At 70.2% G+C, this 21,476-nt stretch carries 15 protein-coding genes, 1 pseudogene and 2 riboswitches; of the genes and pseudogenes, 7 read left to right on the plus strand and 9 right to left on the minus strand.

The window, feature by feature from the left end:
- Positions 1-5 precede the first annotated feature (5 nt).
- The 6 genes from O7619_RS22585 to O7619_RS22610 are packed head-to-tail and all read right to left on the minus strand — an operon-like array spanning position 6 to position 6,706.
- Positions 6-1,181 carry an ABC transporter ATP-binding protein gene (locus O7619_RS22585; RefSeq protein WP_282283294.1) on the minus strand — a complete coding sequence of 392 codons (1,176 nt, stop codon included), beginning with the start codon at positions 1,179-1,181 and terminating at the stop codon, positions 6-8.
- A gap of 29 nt (positions 1,182-1,210) precedes the next feature.
- Positions 1,211-2,992, minus strand: coding sequence for an iron ABC transporter permease (locus O7619_RS22590; protein ID WP_282283296.1), 1,782 nt, complete (start codon positions 2,990-2,992; stop codon positions 1,211-1,213).
- A 13-nt stretch (positions 2,993-3,005) separates the two neighbouring features.
- Positions 3,006-4,031, minus strand: coding sequence for an extracellular solute-binding protein (locus tag O7619_RS22595; RefSeq protein WP_282283297.1), 1,026 nt, complete (start codon positions 4,029-4,031; stop codon positions 3,006-3,008).
- Positions 4,012-5,085, minus strand: a complete 1,074-nt coding sequence (gene dmpG / locus O7619_RS22600) for a 4-hydroxy-2-oxovalerate aldolase (protein WP_282283298.1) — start codon at positions 5,083-5,085, stop codon at positions 4,012-4,014. Before dmpG ends, O7619_RS22595 begins: the two co-directional genes overlap by 20 nt.
- Positions 5,082-5,981 (minus strand): acetaldehyde dehydrogenase (acetylating), encoded by a 900-nt coding sequence (locus tag O7619_RS22605; protein WP_282283299.1) that lies wholly within the window; start codon positions 5,979-5,981, stop codon positions 5,082-5,084. The genes dmpG and O7619_RS22605 overlap by 4 nt, the downstream gene beginning before the upstream one ends.
- Positions 5,978-6,706, minus strand: a complete 729-nt coding sequence (locus tag O7619_RS22610; protein WP_282283300.1) for an RraA family protein — start codon at positions 6,704-6,706, stop codon at positions 5,978-5,980. The genes O7619_RS22605 and O7619_RS22610 overlap by 4 nt, the downstream gene beginning before the upstream one ends.
- A gap of 235 nt (positions 6,707-6,941) precedes the next feature.
- Here O7619_RS22610 and O7619_RS22615 point away from each other — a divergent pair, with 235 nt between their 5' ends.
- From O7619_RS22615 to O7619_RS22625, 3 genes and pseudogenes are all read left to right on the plus strand, one after another.
- Positions 6,942-7,703, plus strand: coding sequence for an IclR family transcriptional regulator (locus O7619_RS22615; protein ID WP_282283301.1), 762 nt, complete (start codon positions 6,942-6,944; stop codon positions 7,701-7,703).
- 605 nt (positions 7,704-8,308) lie between these two features.
- Positions 8,309-9,754 (plus strand): arabinofuranosidase catalytic domain-containing protein, encoded by a 1,446-nt coding sequence (locus O7619_RS22620; protein ID WP_282283303.1) that lies wholly within the window; start codon positions 8,309-8,311, stop codon positions 9,752-9,754.
- Between the two features lie 46 nt (positions 9,755-9,800).
- Positions 9,801-9,960: pseudogene (locus O7619_RS22625) on the plus strand (transposase); the annotation flags it as partial.
- 204 nt (positions 9,961-10,164) lie between these two features.
- Here the strand turns inward: O7619_RS22625 and O7619_RS22630 are convergent.
- The 3 genes from O7619_RS22630 to O7619_RS22640 form a co-directional block, all read right to left on the minus strand.
- The gene (locus O7619_RS22630) at positions 10,165-10,419 is read right to left on the minus strand and encodes a hypothetical protein (protein ID WP_282283305.1); all 255 of its coding nucleotides are present in this window, start codon (positions 10,417-10,419) and stop codon (positions 10,165-10,167) included.
- 482 nt (positions 10,420-10,901) lie between these two features.
- A complete protein-coding gene (locus O7619_RS22635; RefSeq protein ID WP_282283306.1) occupies positions 10,902-11,525 on the minus strand; it encodes a LysE family translocator in 624 nt (207 codons plus the stop codon).
- A 3-nt stretch (positions 11,526-11,528) separates the two neighbouring features.
- Positions 11,529-12,041, minus strand: coding sequence for an acyl-CoA thioesterase (locus tag O7619_RS22640; RefSeq protein WP_282288903.1), 513 nt, complete (start codon positions 12,039-12,041; stop codon positions 11,529-11,531).
- 125 nt (positions 12,042-12,166) lie between these two features.
- Positions 12,167-12,380: riboswitch (cobalamin riboswitch) on the minus strand.
- A 128-nt stretch (positions 12,381-12,508) separates the two neighbouring features.
- Positions 12,509-12,722: riboswitch (cobalamin riboswitch) on the plus strand.
- Between the two features lie 114 nt (positions 12,723-12,836).
- On the opposite strand from O7619_RS22640, the gene metE reads away from it, so the two are divergent.
- The 4 genes from metE to O7619_RS22660 all read left to right on the plus strand — a co-directional run bounded on the left by metE (position 12,837) and on the right by O7619_RS22660 (position 21,392).
- Positions 12,837-15,074 carry a 5-methyltetrahydropteroyltriglutamate--homocysteine S-methyltransferase gene (gene metE, locus O7619_RS22645; protein WP_282283308.1) on the plus strand — a complete coding sequence of 746 codons (2,238 nt, stop codon included), beginning with the start codon at positions 12,837-12,839 and terminating at the stop codon, positions 15,072-15,074.
- A gap of 324 nt (positions 15,075-15,398) precedes the next feature.
- Entirely contained in the window at positions 15,399-15,965 is a 567-nt protein-coding gene (locus O7619_RS22650; RefSeq protein WP_282283310.1) for a hypothetical protein, read from the plus strand.
- Between the two features lie 65 nt (positions 15,966-16,030).
- Positions 16,031-16,720, plus strand: a complete 690-nt coding sequence (locus O7619_RS22655) for a helix-turn-helix domain-containing protein (protein ID WP_282283311.1) — start codon at positions 16,031-16,033, stop codon at positions 16,718-16,720.
- Positions 16,721-16,781: 61 nt separating this feature from the next.
- A complete protein-coding gene (locus O7619_RS22660; protein WP_282283312.1) occupies positions 16,782-21,392 on the plus strand; it encodes a glycosyltransferase in 4,611 nt (1,536 codons plus the stop codon).
- Positions 21,393-21,476 lie beyond the last annotated feature (84 nt).

A 21,476-nucleotide genomic window follows, 5' to 3' on the forward strand; every position in this document is an offset into this window, starting at 1 on the left:
GGGGTTCACGGCTGGAGGATGCGGACGTCGGCCGCGTCGACGGTGACCTCGACGGTGGCGCCCTCCGGCAGCTCGGTGCGGATGTTGCTCCAGACCCGCAGCACGTGCTCACCGCAGGCCACGGTGTACTCGGTGTGCGGGCCGAGGAACAGCGCCGCCTTGAGCGTCCCGGTGAAGGTGGCCGCGCCGTCGTTCCCGGCGGAAGCGCCGGTGGCGGGGGCGATGTGGGCCCGTTCGGGACGGAACAGCGCGATCGCCTGGTCGCCGTCGCGGAGCTGGTCGGAGGCCAACCGGCCGCGTACCGGGCCAAGGGCGGTGCGGACGGCGGCCAGCCCGGCGCCGTCCGGCCCGGTGACGGGGCCCGGCAGCTCGTTGCTGGTGCCGACGAAGTTGGCCACGTACCGGGACGTCGCGTCGTGGTAGATGTCGCGGGGGCCGCCGAGCTGGGCGAACCGTCCCTCCCCCATCACCGCGATGCGGTGCGCCAGCCCCATCGCCTCGTGCTGGTCGTGGGTGACGTAGACGGCCGCGAAGCCCAGCTCCCGTTGCATGGAGACGAGTTCGGTGCGCAACTGCTCCCGGACCTTGGCGTCGACGTTGGACAGCGGCTCGTCGAAGAGAATGAGGTCGTTGCCGGCTACCAGAGCCCGGGCCAGCGCCACCCGCTGCTGCTGGCCGCCGCTCATCTGGCCGGGGTACTGCCGGCCCAGCTCGCCGATGTGCACCTGGTCGAGGCTGACCTGGACCCGGGCGGCGATCTCCGGGCGCGTCAGTTTCCGCGCCCGGTTCTCCAGCGGATACGCGACGTTCTGCGCCACCGTCATGTGTGGCCACAGCGCGTACGACTGGAAGATCATGCTGATCCGCCGTTTCTCCGGCGGGACGACCAGACGTCGGCTGTGGTCGTACACCGGTTGGCCGTCGATCTCGACGGTGCCGGCGTCCGGCGTCTCCAGTCCGGCGATCATGCGCAGCAGGGTGGTCTTGCCGCAGCCGCTCGGGCCGAGCAGGACCAGGAACTCGCCGCGCGCCACATCGAACGAGACGTCGTCGACGGCTTTCGTCTCGGCGCCGTCGGCGCGGCGGAACCGCTTGGACAGGTCCCGCACCCGCACGATGGGGCCCGCCGGTGGGGTAACCGTGCTGGCGGTGGTGCTCTCGACCTGGGCGGGTGCGACCATGCCCCTGTCACCTCCGGTGTCGTGGGTTGTCATCGGTTGCCCTTGGTCCGCCCGCCGGTGCCCTGCCAACGGCCCTGCCAGCGGGAGTAGGCGAGGCAGAGACCGACGACCAGCGCGGTGACGGCGGTCAGGACGACGGACAGCGAGGCGAGTTCCGCGTAGGAGCCGTTCTCGAAGATCTGCAGGATGCGGAAACCGACCACCATGTTCGTGGTGCCGGCGAGCACCGCCGTGGCGGTGAGGTCGCCGACCATCCGGGCGAACAGGAAGGCCCAGCCGGCGACCAGGCCGGGCACCATCAGCGGCAGGTACACCCGGCGGAAGGTCTTTCCGCCGCCGGCACCGCTGATCTGGGAGGCTTCCGCCAGGTCACCGCCGACCTGGCTGGCCGCCGAGTCGGCGGCGACCGAGCCCTGCGGCAGGTAGATGCTGATGTACGCGAGCAGCAGGATCATCGTGGTGCCGCCGAGGTAGAACGGCGGGCCGCCGAACGCGAGGATCATCCCGACCGCGATCACCAGGTGCGAGAAGACCGAGGGCAGTTTGATCGCGCCGTCCAGCGCCCGTACCGCCCGCCGCTTGGACCGGACCACGAGCAGGGCGACCAGCGCGGCGGCGACCATGCCGATGGTCGCTCCGGCGATGCCGAGCCAGAGGCTGTTCTGCACGGCGGTCAGCGTCTGTCCGTCCTCGAAGACCGACTCGCGGACCGAGTCGAGGCTCAGCCCGGTCCAGTTGATCTTCGGGGTCCAGAAGCCGTTCAGCGAGACCAGCAGCAGTCCGATCGCCGGCAGCACCACGGCGAGCGCGCCGTAGCCGAGGATGAGCAGTCGGGCCGGCCACTTCCAGCCGCCCAGCTCCTGCCGGGTGAAACGCTGCCCCTTGCCGCCGACGGTGGCGTGCCGGCCGCTGCGCAGCATCCGCGACTGGAGGTACCACATCACGCCGACGAACAGCAGCACGATGAAGCTCAGCCCGACGGCGGTCGCGGTCTCCGGCGGGTACGTGAACGACAGCAGGTCCACGATCCGTACCGAGATCACGTCGATGCCCGCGCCCGAGCCGATAATCACCGGCACCGAGTAGAGCGAGAAGCCCTGCCAGCACATCAGCAGGATCGCCCCGCCGATGCTGGGCCGGATCGCGGGAAGGGTGACCCTCCACAGCGTCTTCAGCCGACCGGCCCCGCTGATCCGGGACTGCTCGTCGAGACTCGCGTCGGCGTTGCGCAGCCCGCTGGTGACCAGCATGAACACGTACGGGACCTGGTAGAGCGTGTAGACGAAGATCAGGCCGGGCCAGGAGAAGATGTCGAAGGGGCCCTCGGTCAGCCGGATGCCGACCCCGCCGAGCACCCAGCGGATGAACGCGTTGAGCAGACCCGCGTTGGTGGAGAGCAGCAGCACCCAGCCGACCGCGCCGGCGATCGGCGGCAGCAGGAACGGGATCATCGGCATCGAGTCGGTCAGCCCGGCCACCCGGGCGTCGGTCCGCTCGTTGAGCCAGGCCAGGATCGACCCGACGACCAGCGCGACCACGCCGCTCACCACGACCGCGACCAGGGTGTTGACGATCAGCGTCACCAGATCGGGGATGGCCAGGACGTCCCGGATCGGCTCCACGGTGAGCCGACCGTCGACGTAGACCAGCCCGACCGCGACCCGCAGGATCGGATAGGTGGCGAGGACCGCGAGCACCGTCGCCACCGTGACCGCGATCGTGGTGAACGGGGTGATCCGGCGGCGGGCCGCCCGGGCCGGCGCGGAGCTCTCCGGCTCGGCGTCCGGCCCGGGCGGAGCGAGCATCACCATCGGCGCGCTCCCATCAGCTCAGCCCGAGGTCGGCGATGACCTGCGCCTGCTTGGTCTTGGCGCCGGCCAGGTCGGGCGAGACGTATTCGGTCGGCAGGTTGGTGGTGTCGTACGGGGAGACCGCGCCGGCCGCGTCGGCGAGGACCTTGCTGCCCTCGGCGGAGAGCGCGTACTGGATGAGCAGCCGGGCCGCGTTCGGGTGTCTGCTGTTGGCCGCCACCCCCGGGACGACCTCCGCGCCGCTGGTCAGCGGCGGGGCGAGGAACTCGATCGGCGCGCCCTTGGCCTTCGGGTCCACGATGTGCGAGGCGAGACCCATCACGCAGAACGCCGCCTCGCCGGCGGCCACCGCCGCCGCGGCCGGCACCCCGCTGGCGTACTTCTTGAGGTCCTGGGCGGCGAAGCGCTGGAGGAAGTCGGGTCCGCTGGCCTCCGCCACCACCAGCCACTCCCCGATGTACGACGCGGACGACGCCGGGTCGGGAATGGCGATCCGGCCCTTCCACTTCGGGTCGAGCAGGTCCTCCCAGGTCTTCGGGGCCTCGGCGGCCGGCACCAGGTCGGTGTTGTAGGCGATCCCGGCCGGTTGGATGATCGAGATGGCGGTGCCCTCGTCGGGCAGCACGAACCGCTTGTCCAGCTTGCCGGGGAAGTCGGGCAGCCCCGCGTCAGCCAGCGGCACCAGCCAGCCGCTCTCGATCGCGTCGGCGGTGAAGCCGGTACGCGAGATCAGCAGCGCGTCGGCGGCCGGTGCCCCGGCCTGCGCCTCGGCGGCGAACCGCTGGGCGAGCTGGGCGCTGGTCAGCCGGACGACCTGCACCTCGACGTCGTACCTGTCGGTGAAGGACTTGGCGAACGCGGCGGTGGCGTCCTCCTCCACGGAGCTGTAGAGGGTGACGGTGCCCTCTTCCTTGGCGGCGCTCTCCAGTCCGTCGGGGGCGGCGACCTCAGCGGCCTCACCACCGCGGTCGCCGCAGCCGGTGATCGCGAGCAGGACGACGGCGGCAGCCGCCAGATATCTACGACGAGGGTGTGGCATCAGCGTGGACCTCTCTATCGGTGGTGGCGGTGGGTGACGGGGAGCGGGCGGCGGCGAGCGCCACGGCGACGTCGATCAGGAGGTCCTCCTGACCACCCACGTACCGGCGTCGACCGGCCTCGCGGAGGATCTCGTGGCTGGGCACGCCGTACCGCCGGGCGGCCCGTTCGGCGTGCAGCAGGAAACTGGAGTAGACGCCGGCGTAGCCCATGACGATCGAGGCCCGGTCCATCACCGGCTCCCGGTCGACGTACGGCAGGACCACGTCCTCGGCGGCGTCCAGGATCGCGCCCAGGTCGACCCCGGTGACGATGCCCAGCCGGTCGAAGACGGCGGTGAGCACCTCGGTCGGTGAGTTGCCGGCGCCCGCGCCGAGAGCCCGGGTCGCGCCGTCGATCTGCCGGGCGCCGGCCCGGACGGCGGCCACCGAGTTGGCCACCCCCATGGCCAGGTTGTTGTGCCCGTGGAAGCCGACCTGGGCGTGGTCGCCCAGCTCGGCGTGCAGGGCGGCGACCCGGGCGGCGGCGTCGTCGGGGAGCAGCGCGCCGGCGGAGTCGACGACGTAGACGCACTGCGCGCCGGCGTCCGCCATGATCCGGGCCTGCCGGGCGAGCTGCTCCGGCCCGATCATGTGCGACATCATCAGGAAGCCGACCGTCTCGGCCCCCAGCGAGCGGGCCAGCCCGAGATGCTGGGCGGCGATGTCCGCCTCGGTGCAGTGGGTGGCCACCCGGACCAGGTCGACCCCGTGGTCGACGGCGGCGCGCAGCTCGTCGGCGGTGCCCACCCCGGGCAGCAGCAGCGCGGCGATCGTGGCCGGGCCGGCCTCGGCGACGGCGACGTCGATCAGGTCGAGTTCCGGGGTGGCGGAGAAGCCGTAGTTGAACGAGGACCCGGCCAGGCCGTCGCCGTGGGTGACCTCGATGACCGGCACGTGCGCCGCGCGCAGCGCCCGGACCGTCGCCCGGACGTGTGCGGGCCGGAACTGGTGGCGCATGGCGTGGCTGCCGTCGCGCAGCGTGGTGTCGGTGATCCGGATCCGGGTGCCGCTCACGACGCCACCTCCGCCCGCGCGGCGGCGATCCGCTCACCGACCCGGGTGGCGGCGGCGGTCATGATGTCGAGGTTTCCCGCGTACGGCGGCAGGTGGTCGCCGCGTCCCTCGACCTCCAGCAGGACGGTCACCCGCGCCTGCCCCTGCCAGTCGGGGCGCGGGTCGTCGAACTGCGGCTCGGCGACCAGGCGGTAGCCCGGCACGTAGCCGGCGACCCGGTCCACCATCGACCGGATCGACCCGGTCACCCGGTCCCGGTCGGCGTCCGGGTCGATCGCGCAGAACACCGTGTCCCGCATGATCATCGGCGGGCTCACCGGGTTGAGGACGATGATCGCCTTACCGGCGGCGGCCCCGCCGATGGTCTCGACGCCCCGGGCGGTGGTGGCCGTGAACTCGTCGATGTTGGCCCGGGTGCCGGGTCCGGCCGAGCGGGACGCGATGGACGCGACGATCTCCGCGTAACTGACCGGGGTGACCGCCGAGACGGCGGCGACGATCGGAATGGTGGCCTGCCCGCCGCAGGTGATCATGTTGACGTTCGGGGCGCTCAGATGCTGGTCGAGGTTGACCGAGGGGACGACGAACGGGCCCACCGCCGCCGGGGTGAGGTCCACCGCCGGGATGCCCGCCTCGGCGTACCGGGCGTGGTGGGCCAGGTGCGCCGCCGCCGACGTCGCCTCGAAGACCAGGTCCGGCAGCGGATAACGGCGCAGCAGCCAGTCCACCCCCTCGGCGGAGGCGGGCACGCCCGCCCGGCGGGCCCGGGCCAGCCCCTCGGAGGCCGGGTCCACGCCGACCATGGCGACCAGCTCCAGCCCGGCGGACCGCTGGATCTTGACCATGAGGTCGGTGCCGATGTTCCCCGACCCGACGATGGCGACGGCGAGGCTCATGAGGCCAGGCCCCCGTTACCGGCCACGGCCTCGTTCCCGCCGTCGGTCGCGGCCCGGTTCCCGTCGTCGAGGTTGCCGGGGATCTGGAAGGGCTCCGCCATGGCCGGGCGCATCCGCTCGTCGACCCAGGTCCGGCCATAGAGGATCTCCAGCGGCAGATCCTCGTCCTGGACGTCCTGCTTCTGCTGCTCCTCCATCCGCAGGCGGGCCTCGGCCGCCTCCGCCACCTGCTCGGCGACGCCGCGCGGGACCACCACCACGCCGTCCTCGTCGCCGACGATCACGTCGCCCGGGCTGACCACGACACCGCCGCAGGTCACCGGCACGTTGACCGAGCCGACCGAGTGCTTCACCGCCGACCGGGGCACGATGCCGACGCAGAACACCGGGAACGGGATCGCCATGATCCCGGACCGGTCCCGGACGCTGCCGTCGATCACCGCGCCGACGAACCCGACCCGGTGCGCGAAGAGCGACATGTTCCGGCCCAGCACGGTGGCGTCGTAGGTCCCGCCGGTGTCCACCACCAGCACGTCACCGGGCTCGCCGAGCTGCAGCGCCTTGTGCACCATCAGGTTGTCGCCCTCCGGGCAGTGCGCCGTGACGGCGGTGCCGACGAGCTTGCTGTCGAGGTCGAGCGGTCGCATCCGGTGTGACATCGCTCCGTGACGACCCATCGCGTCGGAGAGCGTGGCCGTGTCGATCCGCCCGAGTCGGTCGCGCACGCTGGGTGACACTCGTTCCGGTACGCGGTTGATGCTCTTGAACATTCAATCCCCCTCAGGGCCTGCTTCCGGCCGCGGCGCCTGACCGGGACTATGGCCCTGAACTGGGCTCGACGTACACGACGATGTATCGGATTACGAGATGCCTGTAGTAAATTCCGCGTTACCCGCGTCACCTCCTTCCCCCAGCCAATCACCCTCCGTAGTCGGCTCCCCCTGAAGGAAGAGGTACGAGATGAGCACCGATCCGTCACTGACCGTGCTGAAGGCGTTCCGTGTCCTCGACCTGTTCCGGACCCACCGTCAGGTCGGAGTCAGCCAGTGCGCGGAGCTGCTCGGCCTGACCAGGGCGAACGCGCACCGACTCCTGGTCAGCCTCACCGCCGCCGGAGCGGTCGAACGGACCGACAGCGGGCAGTACCGGCTCTCGATCTGGATGTTCGAGGTGGGCGCCCAGGTGCCACTACTGCGCGCGCTCACCGAGCAGGCACAGGTGCCGATGGAACGGCTCGTAGCGGAGACCGGCTTCCAAGCCCATCTCGCAGTGCGTGACGGCACCGAGCTGATCTACCTGTTGAAGATCAGTCACGTTGACGGGCGGGTCCGGACCCGCCCCGGCACCCGCAACCCGCTCTACGCCACCAGCCTCGGCAAGATCCTCCTGGCCGGTGCGCCCGAGTCGTTGATCGAAGAGGTCATCGCGCAGGGGCTGAAGCCGCTGACCAGGTACACCCGTACCTCACCGGCGCTGCTGCGCGCCGAGCTTGCCGACGTGCGCCGCACCGGCTTCGCGTACGACCGGGAGGAACGGCAGATCGGGGTCTCCTGCGTCGCCACCGGCCTGCACGACCACACCGGACGGGTGATCGCGGCGATCTCCGTCCCGTCCAACTCGGAACACCGCGACCTCGACCAGGGGCGGTTGCAGGCGCCGCTGCGCAAGGCGGCGCAGACCATCGAGGCCCGACTCGACCGCCGCGCCGCCAACCTCCCCTGACCGGGCGACCCCGCCCGGCCCACAGGCGTGTCCCCGGCTAGCTGCGCGGTGTGGTCGGTGAGGGTGGGCAGTCCGAGCAGATGGATGCTCCACAAGACGTCGACGCTACCGTTGCCAGGCAACCGCGCACGGGCACGGACTTCCAAGGTCGAGGCCACAACCCGAGGGCTTCGACGACGCCGTCGCGGCGGCGACAACTGCGTAGCCACGAGATCGGCCCCGCGCTACGAGGGCATCTGGAACAGCAGGGCGGCAAATGCGGCTCCCTCGAACCGATTCGACGAATCAGTTCGGACGACAGGTCCCTTCGGGCGCACTGATTGAGCAAGTCACCGGCACGCTCTCGCTGGCAGGCGAAACCCCGGTTTACCGCCCGCGACTTCATTGACAATCTTAACTCCCCGGTCCTACGATCCGTTCGAATCGATTCGCCGGTACAACCCTCCGCGAGCGTCCCCCGCGCCGCATGCGGTGTAGATCAGCCTGACATCCGTCCCGATCCCGGCAGAGGCGGCACCACCAGCCTCGATCCGCCACCGCCCCATCCCACCGCCGCCGCACCAGGAGTGGATTCGATGAGTGTGAAGAGAAGGCTGAGTCGCGTCATGGCAGCGGCGGGCGTCACGTTGGTCCTCGCCGTCGGTGCCGGGGCCTATGTGGTCTCGGCCGCGCCGGGCGTCGCCCACGCCGCCGGCACCGGCCCGTGTGACATCTACGCCTCCGGCGGCACGCCGTGCGTGGCCGCGCACAGCACCACCCGCGCCCTGTACGGGACGTACAGCGGTCCGCTCTACCAGGTCCGACGCTCGTCGGACAACACCACCCGCGACGTCGGCGTTCTGAGCGCGGGTGGTGTGGTCAACGCCGCCACCCAGGACACGTTCTGCGCCAACACCACATGCGTCATCACGATCATCTACGACCAGTCCGGCCGCAACAACCGCCTCACCCAGGCGCCTCCCGGCTACTGGCCCGGTCCCGCGCCGGGCGGATGGGACAACCTCGCCGACGCGAAGGCGGCCCCGATCACCATCGGCGGCCAGAAGGCGTACGGCGTGTACATCGCCCCCGGCACCGGCTACCGCAACAACAACACCAACGGCGTCGCGACCGGCGACCAGCCGGAGGGCATCTACGCGGTCGTCGACGGCACGCACTACAACCAGTGGTGCTGCTTCGACTACGGCAATGCGCAGACCGACGGCCAGGCCGACGCGCCCGCCATCATGGAGACCGTCTACTTCGGTGCCGACAAGCAGTGGGGCTACGGTGCGGGGGCCGGCCCGTGGATCATGGCCGACCTGGAGTGGGGGCTGTTCTCCGGGGTGAACGCGGGCTACAACAACATCGCGCCGATCAACCACCGCTTCGTGACCGCCATGGTCAAGGGTGAGTCGAACCACTGGGCGATCCGTGGCGGGAACGGCCAGTCAGGTGCTCTGACGACCTACTTCGACGGGCGACGTCCGAACGGGTACCACCCGATGAAGAAGGAGGGTGCGATCCTGCTCGGCATCGGCGGCGACAACAGCGTCTCCGGCCGGGGGACCTTCTACGAGGGTGTGCTGACCTCCGGCTACCCGACCGCGGCCACCGAGAACGCCGTACAGGCCAACATCGCCGCCGCCGGCTACGCCACCGCCGCAGGAGGCAACCCGCAACAGAACGTCCAGATCGTCGGCGGGCAGTCCGGCCGCTGCATCGACGTACCCAACGCCACCACCACCAACGGCACCCAGGTCCAACTCTGGGACTGCCTCGGCAACACCGCACAACGCTGGACCTACACCGCCAACAAGCAACTCCAGATACTCGGCAACAAATGCCTCGACGCCAGCGGCGCAGGCACGACCAACGGCACCCAAGCCATCATCTGGGACTGCAACGGCCAAACCAACCAACAATGGAACCTCAACGCCAACGGCACCATCACCGGCGTCCAATCCGGACTCTGCCTCGACGCCAGCGCCTACGGCACCGCCAACGGCACCAAGATCCACCTCTGGGCCTGCCACGGCGGCACCAACCAACAGTGGTCCACCCGCACCTGACCACACCCGCACACCACACACCGGCCATGCCGCCCCCGCTGAGAGCGGCCTCGAACGTGAGCGCGGCGCCGTAAACGCCGCGCTCACGTTCCCCTACAGCAACGGCCCCACCGAAGGCGTCAACACCAAGACCAAACGAATCGCACGTCAAATGCACGGACGAGCCGGCTTCACCCCTGCTCCGCCACCGCATCCTCCTCGGATAGCAGCACCCTCCGTCACCATGGCGCGGCCCGGGGACGGTGAGCAGTCCCACGCGCTCACTGCCACCGTTTATCAGGAACACCACGTCCTTCTCGCGCGAATCCTCGGTGCTCACCGGCTCTGAACCCGCATGGCCCGGCATCCCGGGTCGGCAATGATCGTGCCGCCTCGCTGCCTCTTGCAGGGCAGCTCAGATGGAGCCACGCCTACCCGCCAGATGGCGCCGCCACAAGGTCAGCACCGGGCCCGCCGCAGCAGCCGATGTGAGCCACCCCGTCAGCGTCATTCGTGGAGCTGCCACTTTCGATCTCGTCAACGGGGACGTGCTCCTTGCGGACGCAGCGCAGCTCGTCGCTGGCATCAAAGATCCCGTCGAGGTTCTCCACCGTCGAGTCGTGATGGTGGTCAGGCACCTCAGCGTTCAACGCCTCCAAGCTCCACCACGCGGCGTTCGTTTCCATGCTGGCACAGAGTACGGGCAGCAACGAGACGGGTCTCGCGAGGCGGCAACCACATTGCAGGGTGATGGTTCTGCTCGGCACAACGTCTACAGCGTCCTAGGACAGGAGGGTCAGTTGATGATTTCCCTGTGCGACCCCAATCTTGTTCAAGCCGGAGGTCTAGCTGCCGCTGGCAGGGCCCTCGTCGTCGATGGGTGCGGGCGTCGAGGACCCTGCTCTCAGCGTCGGGGTGGCGCGGCAACGTTCGGGGTGGCCGACCTGCCGCACCATCACGCGGTGTGCCAGAGCTGCGACGGCATGCGGCAGTTGACGGCCTCAGCGGTAGCGGGCACGGTCCACGGCGGCCCGGGCGGTCGACATCGAGGTGGATCCGGACGGGGGTAACGGCGGGGTGGTCGTGTACGGGCGGTGCGCGCCGTGCCGCGGCAGGACCACCTGACCGCAGCGGCCGGTCAACGGCCGCCCCACCAGGTGACGGCATGTCAGCCAACGGCCAACCGGACGCCGAGTGCGATGAACGCGACCGCACAGAGCCGGTTGATCCGCCGCGACCACCGCCGGTCGGCCAGCCGGCGGGCGAGCCGGCCGGCGCCCGCGCCGAGGGTGACGTCCACGGCGAGTTGCACGGTGACGAACAGGGCGCCGAGCAGGACGAGCTGCGCCGTGGCGTTGCCGGTTCGGGGGTCGACGAACTGGGGCAGGAACGCCACGCTGAACAGGATCATCTTGGGGTTGAGCAGGTTCGTCACCAGACCCCGCAGGAAGGCCCGACCGGGCGACGCGCCACGGTCCGGACCGGTGACGGCCACCGGATCGCGGTGGCGCGCGGCCCGGACACCCAACACGATCAGGTACGCGGCGCCGGCCCATCGGATGGCGGTGAACAGGACCGGTGAGGCGCTGATCAGCGTGGCCAGTCCCCCGACCACCGCCGCCACGTGCACGGCCTCCCCCGCGGCGACGCCCAGCGCGGCGACGACGCCCGACCGGGTGCCGTAGCGGGTGGCGTTGGCCAGCACGAACATCATGTCCGGGCCGGGGGTGACCATGAGGACGACGATCGCGACGAGGTAGCCGGCGAGGGCCGCCACGGACAGTCCGAGCATCGTTCAGCCCTCCCCGGCGCCGTCGAGCAGGGCTCGGCGCAGCGCCAGCCGGTGTTCTCGCCGGATCTGCGCCTCCCGGTAGCGTCGCCGGTCACCGTCGGTCTGCGGCAGCAGCGGCGGGACGGCGCGGGGGTCGCCGTGGTCGTCGACGGCCACCATCACCAGGTGTGCCGTCGCCACGTCGACCGGCGGCACCGCCCGGTCCCACCGGTCCGCGCTGACCTTTACCGCCACCTCCATCGAGCTGCGGCCGGCCCAGGTGATCCGGGCGTCGACGTGGACCACGTCGCCCACCCGGACCGCGCGCAGGAAGGCGGTCTCGTCGATGGCGGCGGTGACCGCCGGGCCGTCGGAGTGGCGCGCGGCGACCACCCCGGCGACCGAGTCGATCAGGTTGAGGATCCGGCCGCCGTGCACCGTACCCATCAGGTTGGTGTGGTGCTGGTCCATGATCTGCGACAGGGTCAGGTGCGACGCCGACGGTGGTCGTCCGGCGAGCGTGGTGGTGTCGGGCACTGTGCGGGTCCGTCCTCGATGCAGCGGACCGCCGACCGGAGGGCGCGCGTCGAGGGCACGCCGACGGATCGCGTACGACGTGTCACCCGCCCGGCCCACCCGCGAGGTCGACGGCAGCGCGCACCGGTGGTGCGCGCGGCGCGGGCAGGTCTTCGGACTCGCGGGCATGACCGGTCCCGGTCACCTACTTGCCGTCGCTTCCCAGGCCGGTGGCCCAGTGCTTCGTTGACGGCGGTCGTTCCCACTCACCGCTGCGGGGCAGTCCCGGACTTCCACCGGGTTCCCTCTTACGACACCCGGCCGTCGCCGACCGGATGAACCAACGCTACCGCCATCGTAGCCAGTCGTCCGAACGCGACCGGTGTGGCAGGTCGGGGCGGGTGACGCCGGTCTCGTCGCGTCCTGATCGGTGCCGTCGAGGTGTCCCGCGACTCGGACACGCCGCTCACCCGCCGCACCGTCGGCGTACGATCGTGCGCGGTGCTGGTTCGCCTTCCCGCTTTGGCGGGTGGGCGTCGTAAGAGGGAACCCGGTGCGAGACCGGGACTGCCCCGCAGCGGTGAGTGGGAACGACCGCCGTCATCGAAGCACTGGACCGCAGGGTCCGGGAAGCGACGGCCAGTAGGCGACCTCGTGTCATGCCCGCGAGTCCGAAGACCTGCCAGCGCTGCGTGCACCGTCCGGTGCGCGCCGTCGGCGGCCTCTCGGGAGGGCCAGGGCGGAAAGCCGGTACGCCCGTCGTATCCGCTTCTCCCTCCCGAGAGGTCGCCAGGCACCTCGAGGGAAGGACCACCCGTGACAACCTCATTCGGCCAGAGCACCGTGCCCGGCTACCCGCGCATCGGCGCGCGCCGCGAGCTGAAGAAGGCGGTCGAGGCCTACTGGGCCGGCACGCTCGACGCCGCCGGCCTGCACGAGACCGCCGCCGAGCTACGGGCGCAGGTGTGGCGGACACTGCGCGACGCCCGCCTGGACGCGATCCCGTCGAACACCTTCTCCTACTACGACCAGATGCTCGACACCGCCGTCGCCCTCGGCGCCGTCCCCCACCGGTTCGCCCGCCTCGGTCTCGACGAACTCGACACCTACTTCGCGATGGCCCGCGGCGTCGACACCGAACCGGCGCTGGAGCTGACCAAGTGGTTCGACACCAACTACCACTACCTGGTGCCGGAAATCGACCCCGACACCTCCTTCACCGCCCGACCGGCCAAGGCGCTGAGCGAGTACGCCGAGGCCCGCACCCTCGGCATCACCACCCGCCCGGTGCTGATCGGTCCGGCCACGTTCCTGCTGCTGGCCAAGGGCGTCGACCCGTTCGCCCGCCTCGACGACCTGGTCGACACCTACGCCGACCTCCTCGCCGCGCTCGCCGGGGCGGGTGTGCCGTGGGTGCAGCTCGACGAGCCCGCCTACGTCGCCGACCGCGCCGCGGCCGAGATCGACGGTCTCCACCGCGCCTACCGGCGCCTCGGTGACCTGCCGAACCGGCCGCGGATCTTCGTCGCCACCTACTTCGGTGAGCTCGCCGACGCCCTCCCGGCGCTGCTCGACACCCCGGTCGACGCCATCGGGGTCGACCTCGTCGCCGGTCCGGGAAACCTCGAACGACTGGCCGGCGTCGGCCCGCTGGGCGGGAAGACGATCGTCGCCGGGCTCGTCGACGGCCGCAACATCTGGCGTACCGATCTGCGGACCGCCGTCGCCGCCGGGGCCACCGTCGCCGCGCTGGCCGACCACGTCGCGGTGTCCACGTCCTGCTCCCTGCTGCACGTCCCGGTCGACCTGGCCGCGGAAACCCACCTGGACCCCCGGCTGTCCGCACGGCTCGCGTTCGCCCGGCAGAAGCTCGACGAGGTCGTCCTGCTCGGCCGCGCGCTGCGCGACGGCACCACCGTCCTGCCGGCGCCGCTGCCGGCCGCACCGGCGTCGTGGCGCCACGACGAGATCCGCGGCCGTCTCGCCGCGCTGCGCCCCGACGACCGCAGCCGCGGCACCTACCCCGACCGGGCCGCCCGCCAGCAGCACCGCCTCGCCCTGCCCGCGCTGCCCACCACCACGATCGGCTCCTTCCCCCAGACCCCCGAGCTACGCGCGGCACGCGCCGCCCACCGGGCCGGCACCCTCGACGACGCCGGCTACACCGCGCGGATGCGCGCCGAGGTCGCCCACGTCATCCAACTACAGGAGAACCTGGGCCTGGACGTCCTCGTGCACGGCGAGCCGGAACGCAACGACATGGTCCAGTACTTCGCCGAGCAGCTCGACGGGTTCGCCGCCACCGACCACGGCTGGGTGCAGTCCTACGGCACCCGCTGCGTACGCCCACCCGTCATCCACGGCGACGTCGCCCGCCGGGCGCCGATGACCGTCGCCTGGTCCACCTACGCCCAATCCCTGACCAGCAAACCGGTCAAGGGCATGCTCACCGGCCCGGTCACCATCCTCGCCTGGTCCTTCGTCCGCGACGACCAGCCGCTCGCCGCCACCGCCGACCAGGTCGCCCTCGCCCTGCGCGACGAGTGCCGCGACCTGGAGGCCGCCGGCATCCGCGTCATCCAGGTCGACGAACCCGCGCTGCGGGAAACCCTGCCGCTGCGCCGCGCCCACCAGCAGACCTACCTGGACTGGGCGGTCGGCGCGTTCCGGCTGGCCACCAGCGGCGTCGCCGACGACACCCAGATCCACACCCACCTGTGCTACTCCGAGTTCGGGGAGGTCATCGCCGCCATCGACGCCCTCGACGCCGACGTCACCAGCATCGAGGCGTCCCGCTCCAAGATGGAGATCCTCGACGACCTCGCCACCATCGGCTACCACCGCGGCGTCGGACCCGGCGTCTGGGACATCCACTCCCCCCGCGTACCGCCGCACGACGAGGTCGCCGACGCGCTGCGCCGCGCCGTCGCCGCGGTGCCCGCCCACCGGCTCTGGGTAAACCCCGACTGCGGCCTGAAGACCCGCGCCTACCCCGAGGTCGAGGCGTCCCTACGGCGCCTCGTCGCGGCGGCGGCCGAGGTACGGCAGGGCTGACGTCGTCGCCGGGTGGCCACGCGCGTCAGCGGTCACCCGGCCCGGCCGTTGGGCGACGTCCGGGCTCACCGCGATCCCCGTGCCGCGTCGCCGACAGCAGCACAGCCCACCGCCCGCGCGGTCGACGGACAGCCGAGAACAAACCGACACGACGCCGGGCAGCAGTCACCACAGGTCCCCTGTTGATCACCTGATGAAGTCGCCGAACTGTAGGGACCCGGATCAACAGAGGTAAAGATCCCTCACAAACTGTGGGGACGAATCGGGCAACAGGCTGCGGGACCCGGCAGGCGTCTCACTCATCGTGAGCAGAATGCAGCATCGGTGGACAGGGATTACCGCCGCATCAGCGGGTCGTGCATACTGCGCGCCGACAGCCGTACCGAACGTCCGCTGGAGTCCGCCTTGCCGACCATCGTGCCCGTCGCCGCTCTCCGCCAGCCCGGCGGCGCGCCGTCCGCCTGCGTCAGACACGCCGCCCCCGCCACCCGGCGAAAGTCGGTGCTGTTCCGCTCCACTCCCCCGACCTGGTCGTTCCTACTCATCCTGCTCGGCGTGCTGCCCTTCGCGATCGTCGCCACGATCACGCAAAAGCGCGTCACTATGCCGAATTGGCCGTTCTGCCACGCCTGCACACGACTGCGCCTTCGTCGGCTACTCGGCGGAATCGGCGTGGCCCTGCTCGGCTTCATCGCCGTCATCGGCTTCTCCGCGACCATGCCACCATCGAGCAACCTGACCGCCGTTGTCGTCACCCTCAGCTTCGCCGGGCTTCTCACCGGCGTAGCCTTCGCCAGCACCAGCGGATGGGCCACCATCGCCGCGGCGAAACTCACCTCCGACGGCACCAGCCTGCGCCTACCCACGGCGCGGTCTCTTCGGCGGTCTTGACGACCGGCGCACATTGGGACGGCATCGGTGGACGGGCTCCCAGTCCTTTCCATAGATATGGATGGGTGACCGCTGATCCGTACGGCCACGAGCCGATGGGGCCAGCGCTGCGACGGCTACGACAAGCCGCAGAGCTGTCGCTGGCCGCGCTGGCGCGTCAGGTGCATTACAGCAAGGGGTATCTCAGCAAGGTCGAGACTGGCCAGGCGCGCGGCACGTTGCAGCTGGCCGTGCTCTGTGACGTCGTCCTCGACACTGGCGGGGAGCTTGCCGCCTGCATGGAAGGGGACGACCGGACGGCCGAGGGGCGGGGACTGCGGGCAAGCGCCGACCCGTCCAGCCTCATGATCCAGTGCGGGATCGACCTGCTGATCGCGATGGACCTGGCGCACAACAGGCTTCGGCACCTCGCTCGCGCCGATGCCGACGCCGAGCGCCGGGGCGTGGAATCGCTGCGGAGCATGCAGGACTCAGGGCTCTACAGCGCACGTGAGCGTCTGCTCGTATCCGGGTCTGCGGCGCTAGTCACGGCCGGTGAGTTCGTGTTCCGCAGACTCGTCGACATCCGCAACGAGGTGCGCAACGGCGCCGATCTGGATTCGACCGAGTACCACCGCGCCTATCACGCTTTCGCTGCCGCCTTGTGGGCTTATCGGATGACGATACGGGTCGAACTGGGCCAGCCAGCAATCACCCCGGCGCAGCTCGATCTCATCGACTGGTCGGACCGAGACACCTGTCCGGCGTGCCGTTGAGCCGTCATGGCGGACGGTTCGAACGACCGAGGCCGCCGCGCCGCCAGTAGCATCGGATGCCGTGAACAACGCTGGCATCGCGCCGCGCCAGCTGTCCGTGCTGGCCTTGGATACCGACTGGTTTTCGGCGCACGGCGGGATCACCACGATCAACCGCCATCTGTGCGTCGCGCTTGCCGCAGCCGGCGCGCGGGTCTTTTGCGCTGTGCCTGGCATGACTGTCGAGGAGGCAAAGGCGGCCGCGGCGGTCGGCGTCGAGTTGGTGGCGGTACCACCGACACCCGGCGTCGAGGGTCATAATCAGATGTTGCGCCGGCCCAGACTGCCCGATGACATCAAGCCCGACCTCATCATTGGGCACGGGCGGATTACCGGGCCGGCAGCACGTGCTCTCGTCGAGGATCACTACCCGGCCGCCGCCCGCCTGCATGTCATTCACACCTCCCCGGACGAGACCGAGTGGGCACGGATCGAACAGATTCCAGATGCCGGTGAGCGCGCGCAGCCAAGGTATGAGGCCGAGATGGCACTGGCAACGACGGCGACCCGCGTGGCCGCGGTCGGACCACGGCTGCACGAGGAAGCGATCCGCAACCTCTCTACCTATCACGGCGTGCCAACGCCGCTGCGACTCGATCCCGGCTTCGACGGGACCGACGCACGGCCACGGCAGCCACCACCGGGCCGACCCGCGCAGATCCTCATCCTCGGTCGGCTTGAAGATGCCGGCATCAAGGGCTTGAAGATCGCCGCCGCCGCAATCGGACACGCCGTCGAAAATGGCTGCATCCGTGTCGACGAAATCGAGGTGCTATTACGGGGTGCCCTATCAGCCACGCAATCGCAGGTGCGGGATGACTTTCGCAGCGCCGCCGGCCAGTTGGCCTTGCGGGTCACGCCGCGCCGGTACACCACCAACAGTGACGATCTCGGCCACGACATGCGCCGCGCAAGCGTGATGCTCATGCCATCGCGGGCCGAAGCGTTCGGGCTCGTCGGCGCCGAGGCCATCATGGCCGGCACGCCAGTCCTGGTGAGCGGACGCAGCGGACTTGGCATGCTCCTGACAGAGGTGCTGGAACCAGGCGACGCGGCCAAGCTGGTCGTGCCCGTCACCGACGAGCCGGAGCTCGACGCACAGCGGTGGGGGGAAGCCCTAGCCGGGGTGCTCAACGACCTCAACACCGCTTTCGCACGTGCCGACCGGGTTCGCCGTCTGCTTGCCACCCGGATCAGCTGGGCGAAAGCCGCCGCTGACGTCCTATCGGTCTGCACCGCGTCGCACAGCGACGCCGCCATCAGCGACCGCCACTGGATTGATAGCGTCCAGGTTACGCTCCCGAACGGCACGGTTGGCCGGCTGTTCAGCGGTCGAACCGCAGTGCTTGGGGCCATCTCGGAGTGGCTCGCGGACACGACCGGGACCACGGGCGCGATCGTCACCGGCGATCCCGGATCCGGCAAGTCCGCGGTCCTCGCCTGGTTCGCGTTATCCGACGACCGGGAGACTCGGTCCTGGCTGCATGACAGGTCGACGGTGCCGGTACCGACCGGCGTTCGGTGGATCCCCGTACACGCGCGTGGCCGCGAGCTCGCCGAGATCGTCGCGGCGATCGCCGAGCAGGCCGGCGTGCCCGCCACCGGTGCGCTAGCGCTCGTCGAGCGGCTGACGGAGCTACCCGGCCAAACCTGCGTCGTGATCGACGCCGCCGACGAGGCGAGCGAAGTCGAGGCGCTGATCGGCGACCTCATCCAACCGCTGTGTCGCCGGCGGGGCGGGGCCCGGGTCCTGATCGGCGGGCGCCGCCACGTCGCCAACCGGCTCGACCAGATGGCTAAAACCTTCGACCTCGACAGCGACGCCTACGCCGACCAGGACGGTATCGCGGAGTACGCCTATGGCCTACTGACGCAGCGGCTCAGCCTGGAACGGTCATTCCAGGCATCCTCCGAGCGGATCCGGCGGGTGGCCCGGACCGTGGCGCAGGCGGCCCGCCGCTCATTCCTCGTGGCGCAGCTCGCCTCCGTGGCCATCGTCGCCCGTGGCGAACTACCGTCCCGCGAGCACCGGTTCCCGCACGAAGTCGGACAGGCGATGGCCGACTACCTCGATGCCGTGACCGACGACCGCGCACGTGCCGAAGAGTTGCTGCGACCACTCGCATTCGCCTGCGGGCAGGGCCTCCCGGCCGGTCTATGGGCCCGGCTAGCCGGCGCACTCGCCGGTACACCAGGCGAATACAAGGACACGGACCTGGCCGCACTGTTCCGGACACCGCTGGCGTCGCTGCTGTCGGTCTCCCGCCGACCGGGCAGCACCGGCAAAGCGATCGGCCGGTCGTCGTACCGACTCTTTCACGACGCGCTGGCCGAGCACCTGGCAAGCGTTGCCGCGCCTTTCCCTGAAGCACCTCAGGACGCTGCGGAAACCCGGGACAAGATCGTGGAGACGCTGCTGCTGACGGTACCCACCAGCGGTGATGGCATCCGCAACTGGGAGCAGGCCGATCCGTATCTCCTCGATTACGTCCTCGAACACGCCCTGAGTACGGCCGCGCTGCCCGAGCTCCTGCACGATCCGGTACTGCTGGCGACGGCCGGAGGACGGGCGGTCCGACGGGTGCTGACCCGGATACCGGAGCCGATGCAGGTCGTGGTCCGAGCGTACGAGTCGGTGTCACAGCAGCAGGCGGCTTCCACTCCACCACCCCTTCGGGCCGCCTACCTCGCGCTTGCGGCCCTTCGCGCGGCAGACCCCGAGCTCGTCAAATTCTGGTGCCGCAGGAACGGGTACGCCGCAGGCGCCGGTTGGTGGCCTCGGACGGCATGGTGGCGCTCACCGACGTCGCATCGAGTGGTACGTGAACACGCCCGCACCGTCAACCAAATCGCCATCGCCACTACGATCAACGAGACGGTGGCGATCAGCGGCAGCGACGACCAGACGATCGGCTTGACGTCGATCGGCGCTCCCACCGTCGCCGGGGTCGACCTGGCACCTGTCGACGTCAGTGTCCGGTTGCCGGCGCCCGTGCTTGCCCTCACGGTCGTTCACCTTGACAGCATGCCGCTCGTCGTCGTGGGCACCGATGACGGCAGCCTGAACCTCGTTGACCTACCGGGCGGGCGCCTCAGCGAGCGGACACTGCCGTCGGACTCACCAGTCATGGCCCTGGCCACGGTGCCGGATCCGGAGGTGCCAAAGGTGCTGGCCGGGCATGAGGACGGCGTCGTGCGCACGTGGAGTGTGCTGCCGACGGAGCTGCTCGCTGATGAGCAAATCACTGACACCGAGATCTTCGCCATCGCAGCCGCAGCCTCAGGCGCATACTTCGCCGCCACCGGCGGCGGCGAACTTTGGTACCGGGATATGCGACGCGGAACCCGAGCGATGCACGACGGTTGTCCCGCCGTGTCGGCCCTCGCCCCCGCCACAGGTCTCAGAGCCGACGCGGAAGTGATCACCGGGCACACCGATGGAACCATCAGACTTTGGACCGCCGACCCGGACCACGCTCCGCATGTGACACAACTGCCCGACGCGGATACCGTCACCGCCATCGTCGCCACCAGAATCGGCGAGCTGGACCTAGTCATCGCTGCTACCGAGACCGCCGACGAGGTGCATGTCGTAGACGTTGCCCGCGGCATCGTGCTGCCGGCCGGACTCACCGGCCACCACGACCCGCTGTGGAGCCTTACGGTCGGCCACGTCGACGGGCGGCCGGTCGTGCTCGGCGCCGGCGGCGACGACCAAGTACACCTGTGGTCACTTGGCGGGCTCACAGACGGGCGGCCCAGCGCAGCGACGCCGCACTGGCACCCGTCGCGGCTCACCTACGCCGGGTCCCGGCTGCTCACCGTCGCGATCAACGAAGCGCGCGACCTGGCGGTCCTGAACGCCGCGACCGGCGACGTGGTCCACGGACCGCACGGCGTGCCTGGTGGCAGGGACATCTGCACCACCGCGATCGACACCGACGGTGCGCAAGTCTGTTACGCGGCGGCGACCCACGAAGAGCTCATCGGGCTGGCCTGCGGCGATGCCCCACCGACCTGGGTATCCACCGGCGTTCCCGGCTGGGTGCAGGGAATGGCATACACCACGATCGCCGGCTCGCTGACCCTGGTATGTGTGACCACCGAAGGTAAAGTCCTGCTGCTCGATCCCGCCACTCTCGCCGCGCCGCGACTACTCACGCTACCCGAGCCCTTCGGACCAGTAACAGCGATGACCGTCACGACCGGGGCTTCCGGCGGTGCGCTGCTGGTACTGGGTGACCGGAACGGCAGAGCGGGCGTGTGGCAACTACCCGATCTTCTCCCAGCAATTCCGGTGCAAGCACTCGCCGGGGAGCCGCTTACGAGCGTGGCGCTCATCTCCCATCGAGTGATTGCCGGGACACTCTCTGGCGCCGTGCGCCTCGGCACGGGCGCAGCACAGCCAACTGTTGCGGCCCACCAACAGCCCGTGCGCCGGCTCCTTCACATCCACGGCCAGACGGTCAGCGGCGGCGACGACGGGAAAGTCTTCGTCTGGGCTGGCGGCAGCGTTCCCGCGGCCGCCATCGACATCGGCGCACCAGTGACCGATCTGGCGATCCTCGCCGACGGCCGGCTCGCCATCAGCACGCTGCACGGCGTCGCTACCTTCGAGCTTAGGGAAGCGTGACGTTTCCTCCTCATACAGGCAACAGGAAACACCTTCAGGACACCCATGCGAACAACCATGCTGGGACTGCGATCGATCGTTGTC

The sequence above is a fragment of the Micromonospora sp. WMMD998 genome, from assembly GCF_029581235.1.
GTDB lineage: Bacteria > Actinomycetota > Actinomycetes > Mycobacteriales > Micromonosporaceae > Micromonospora.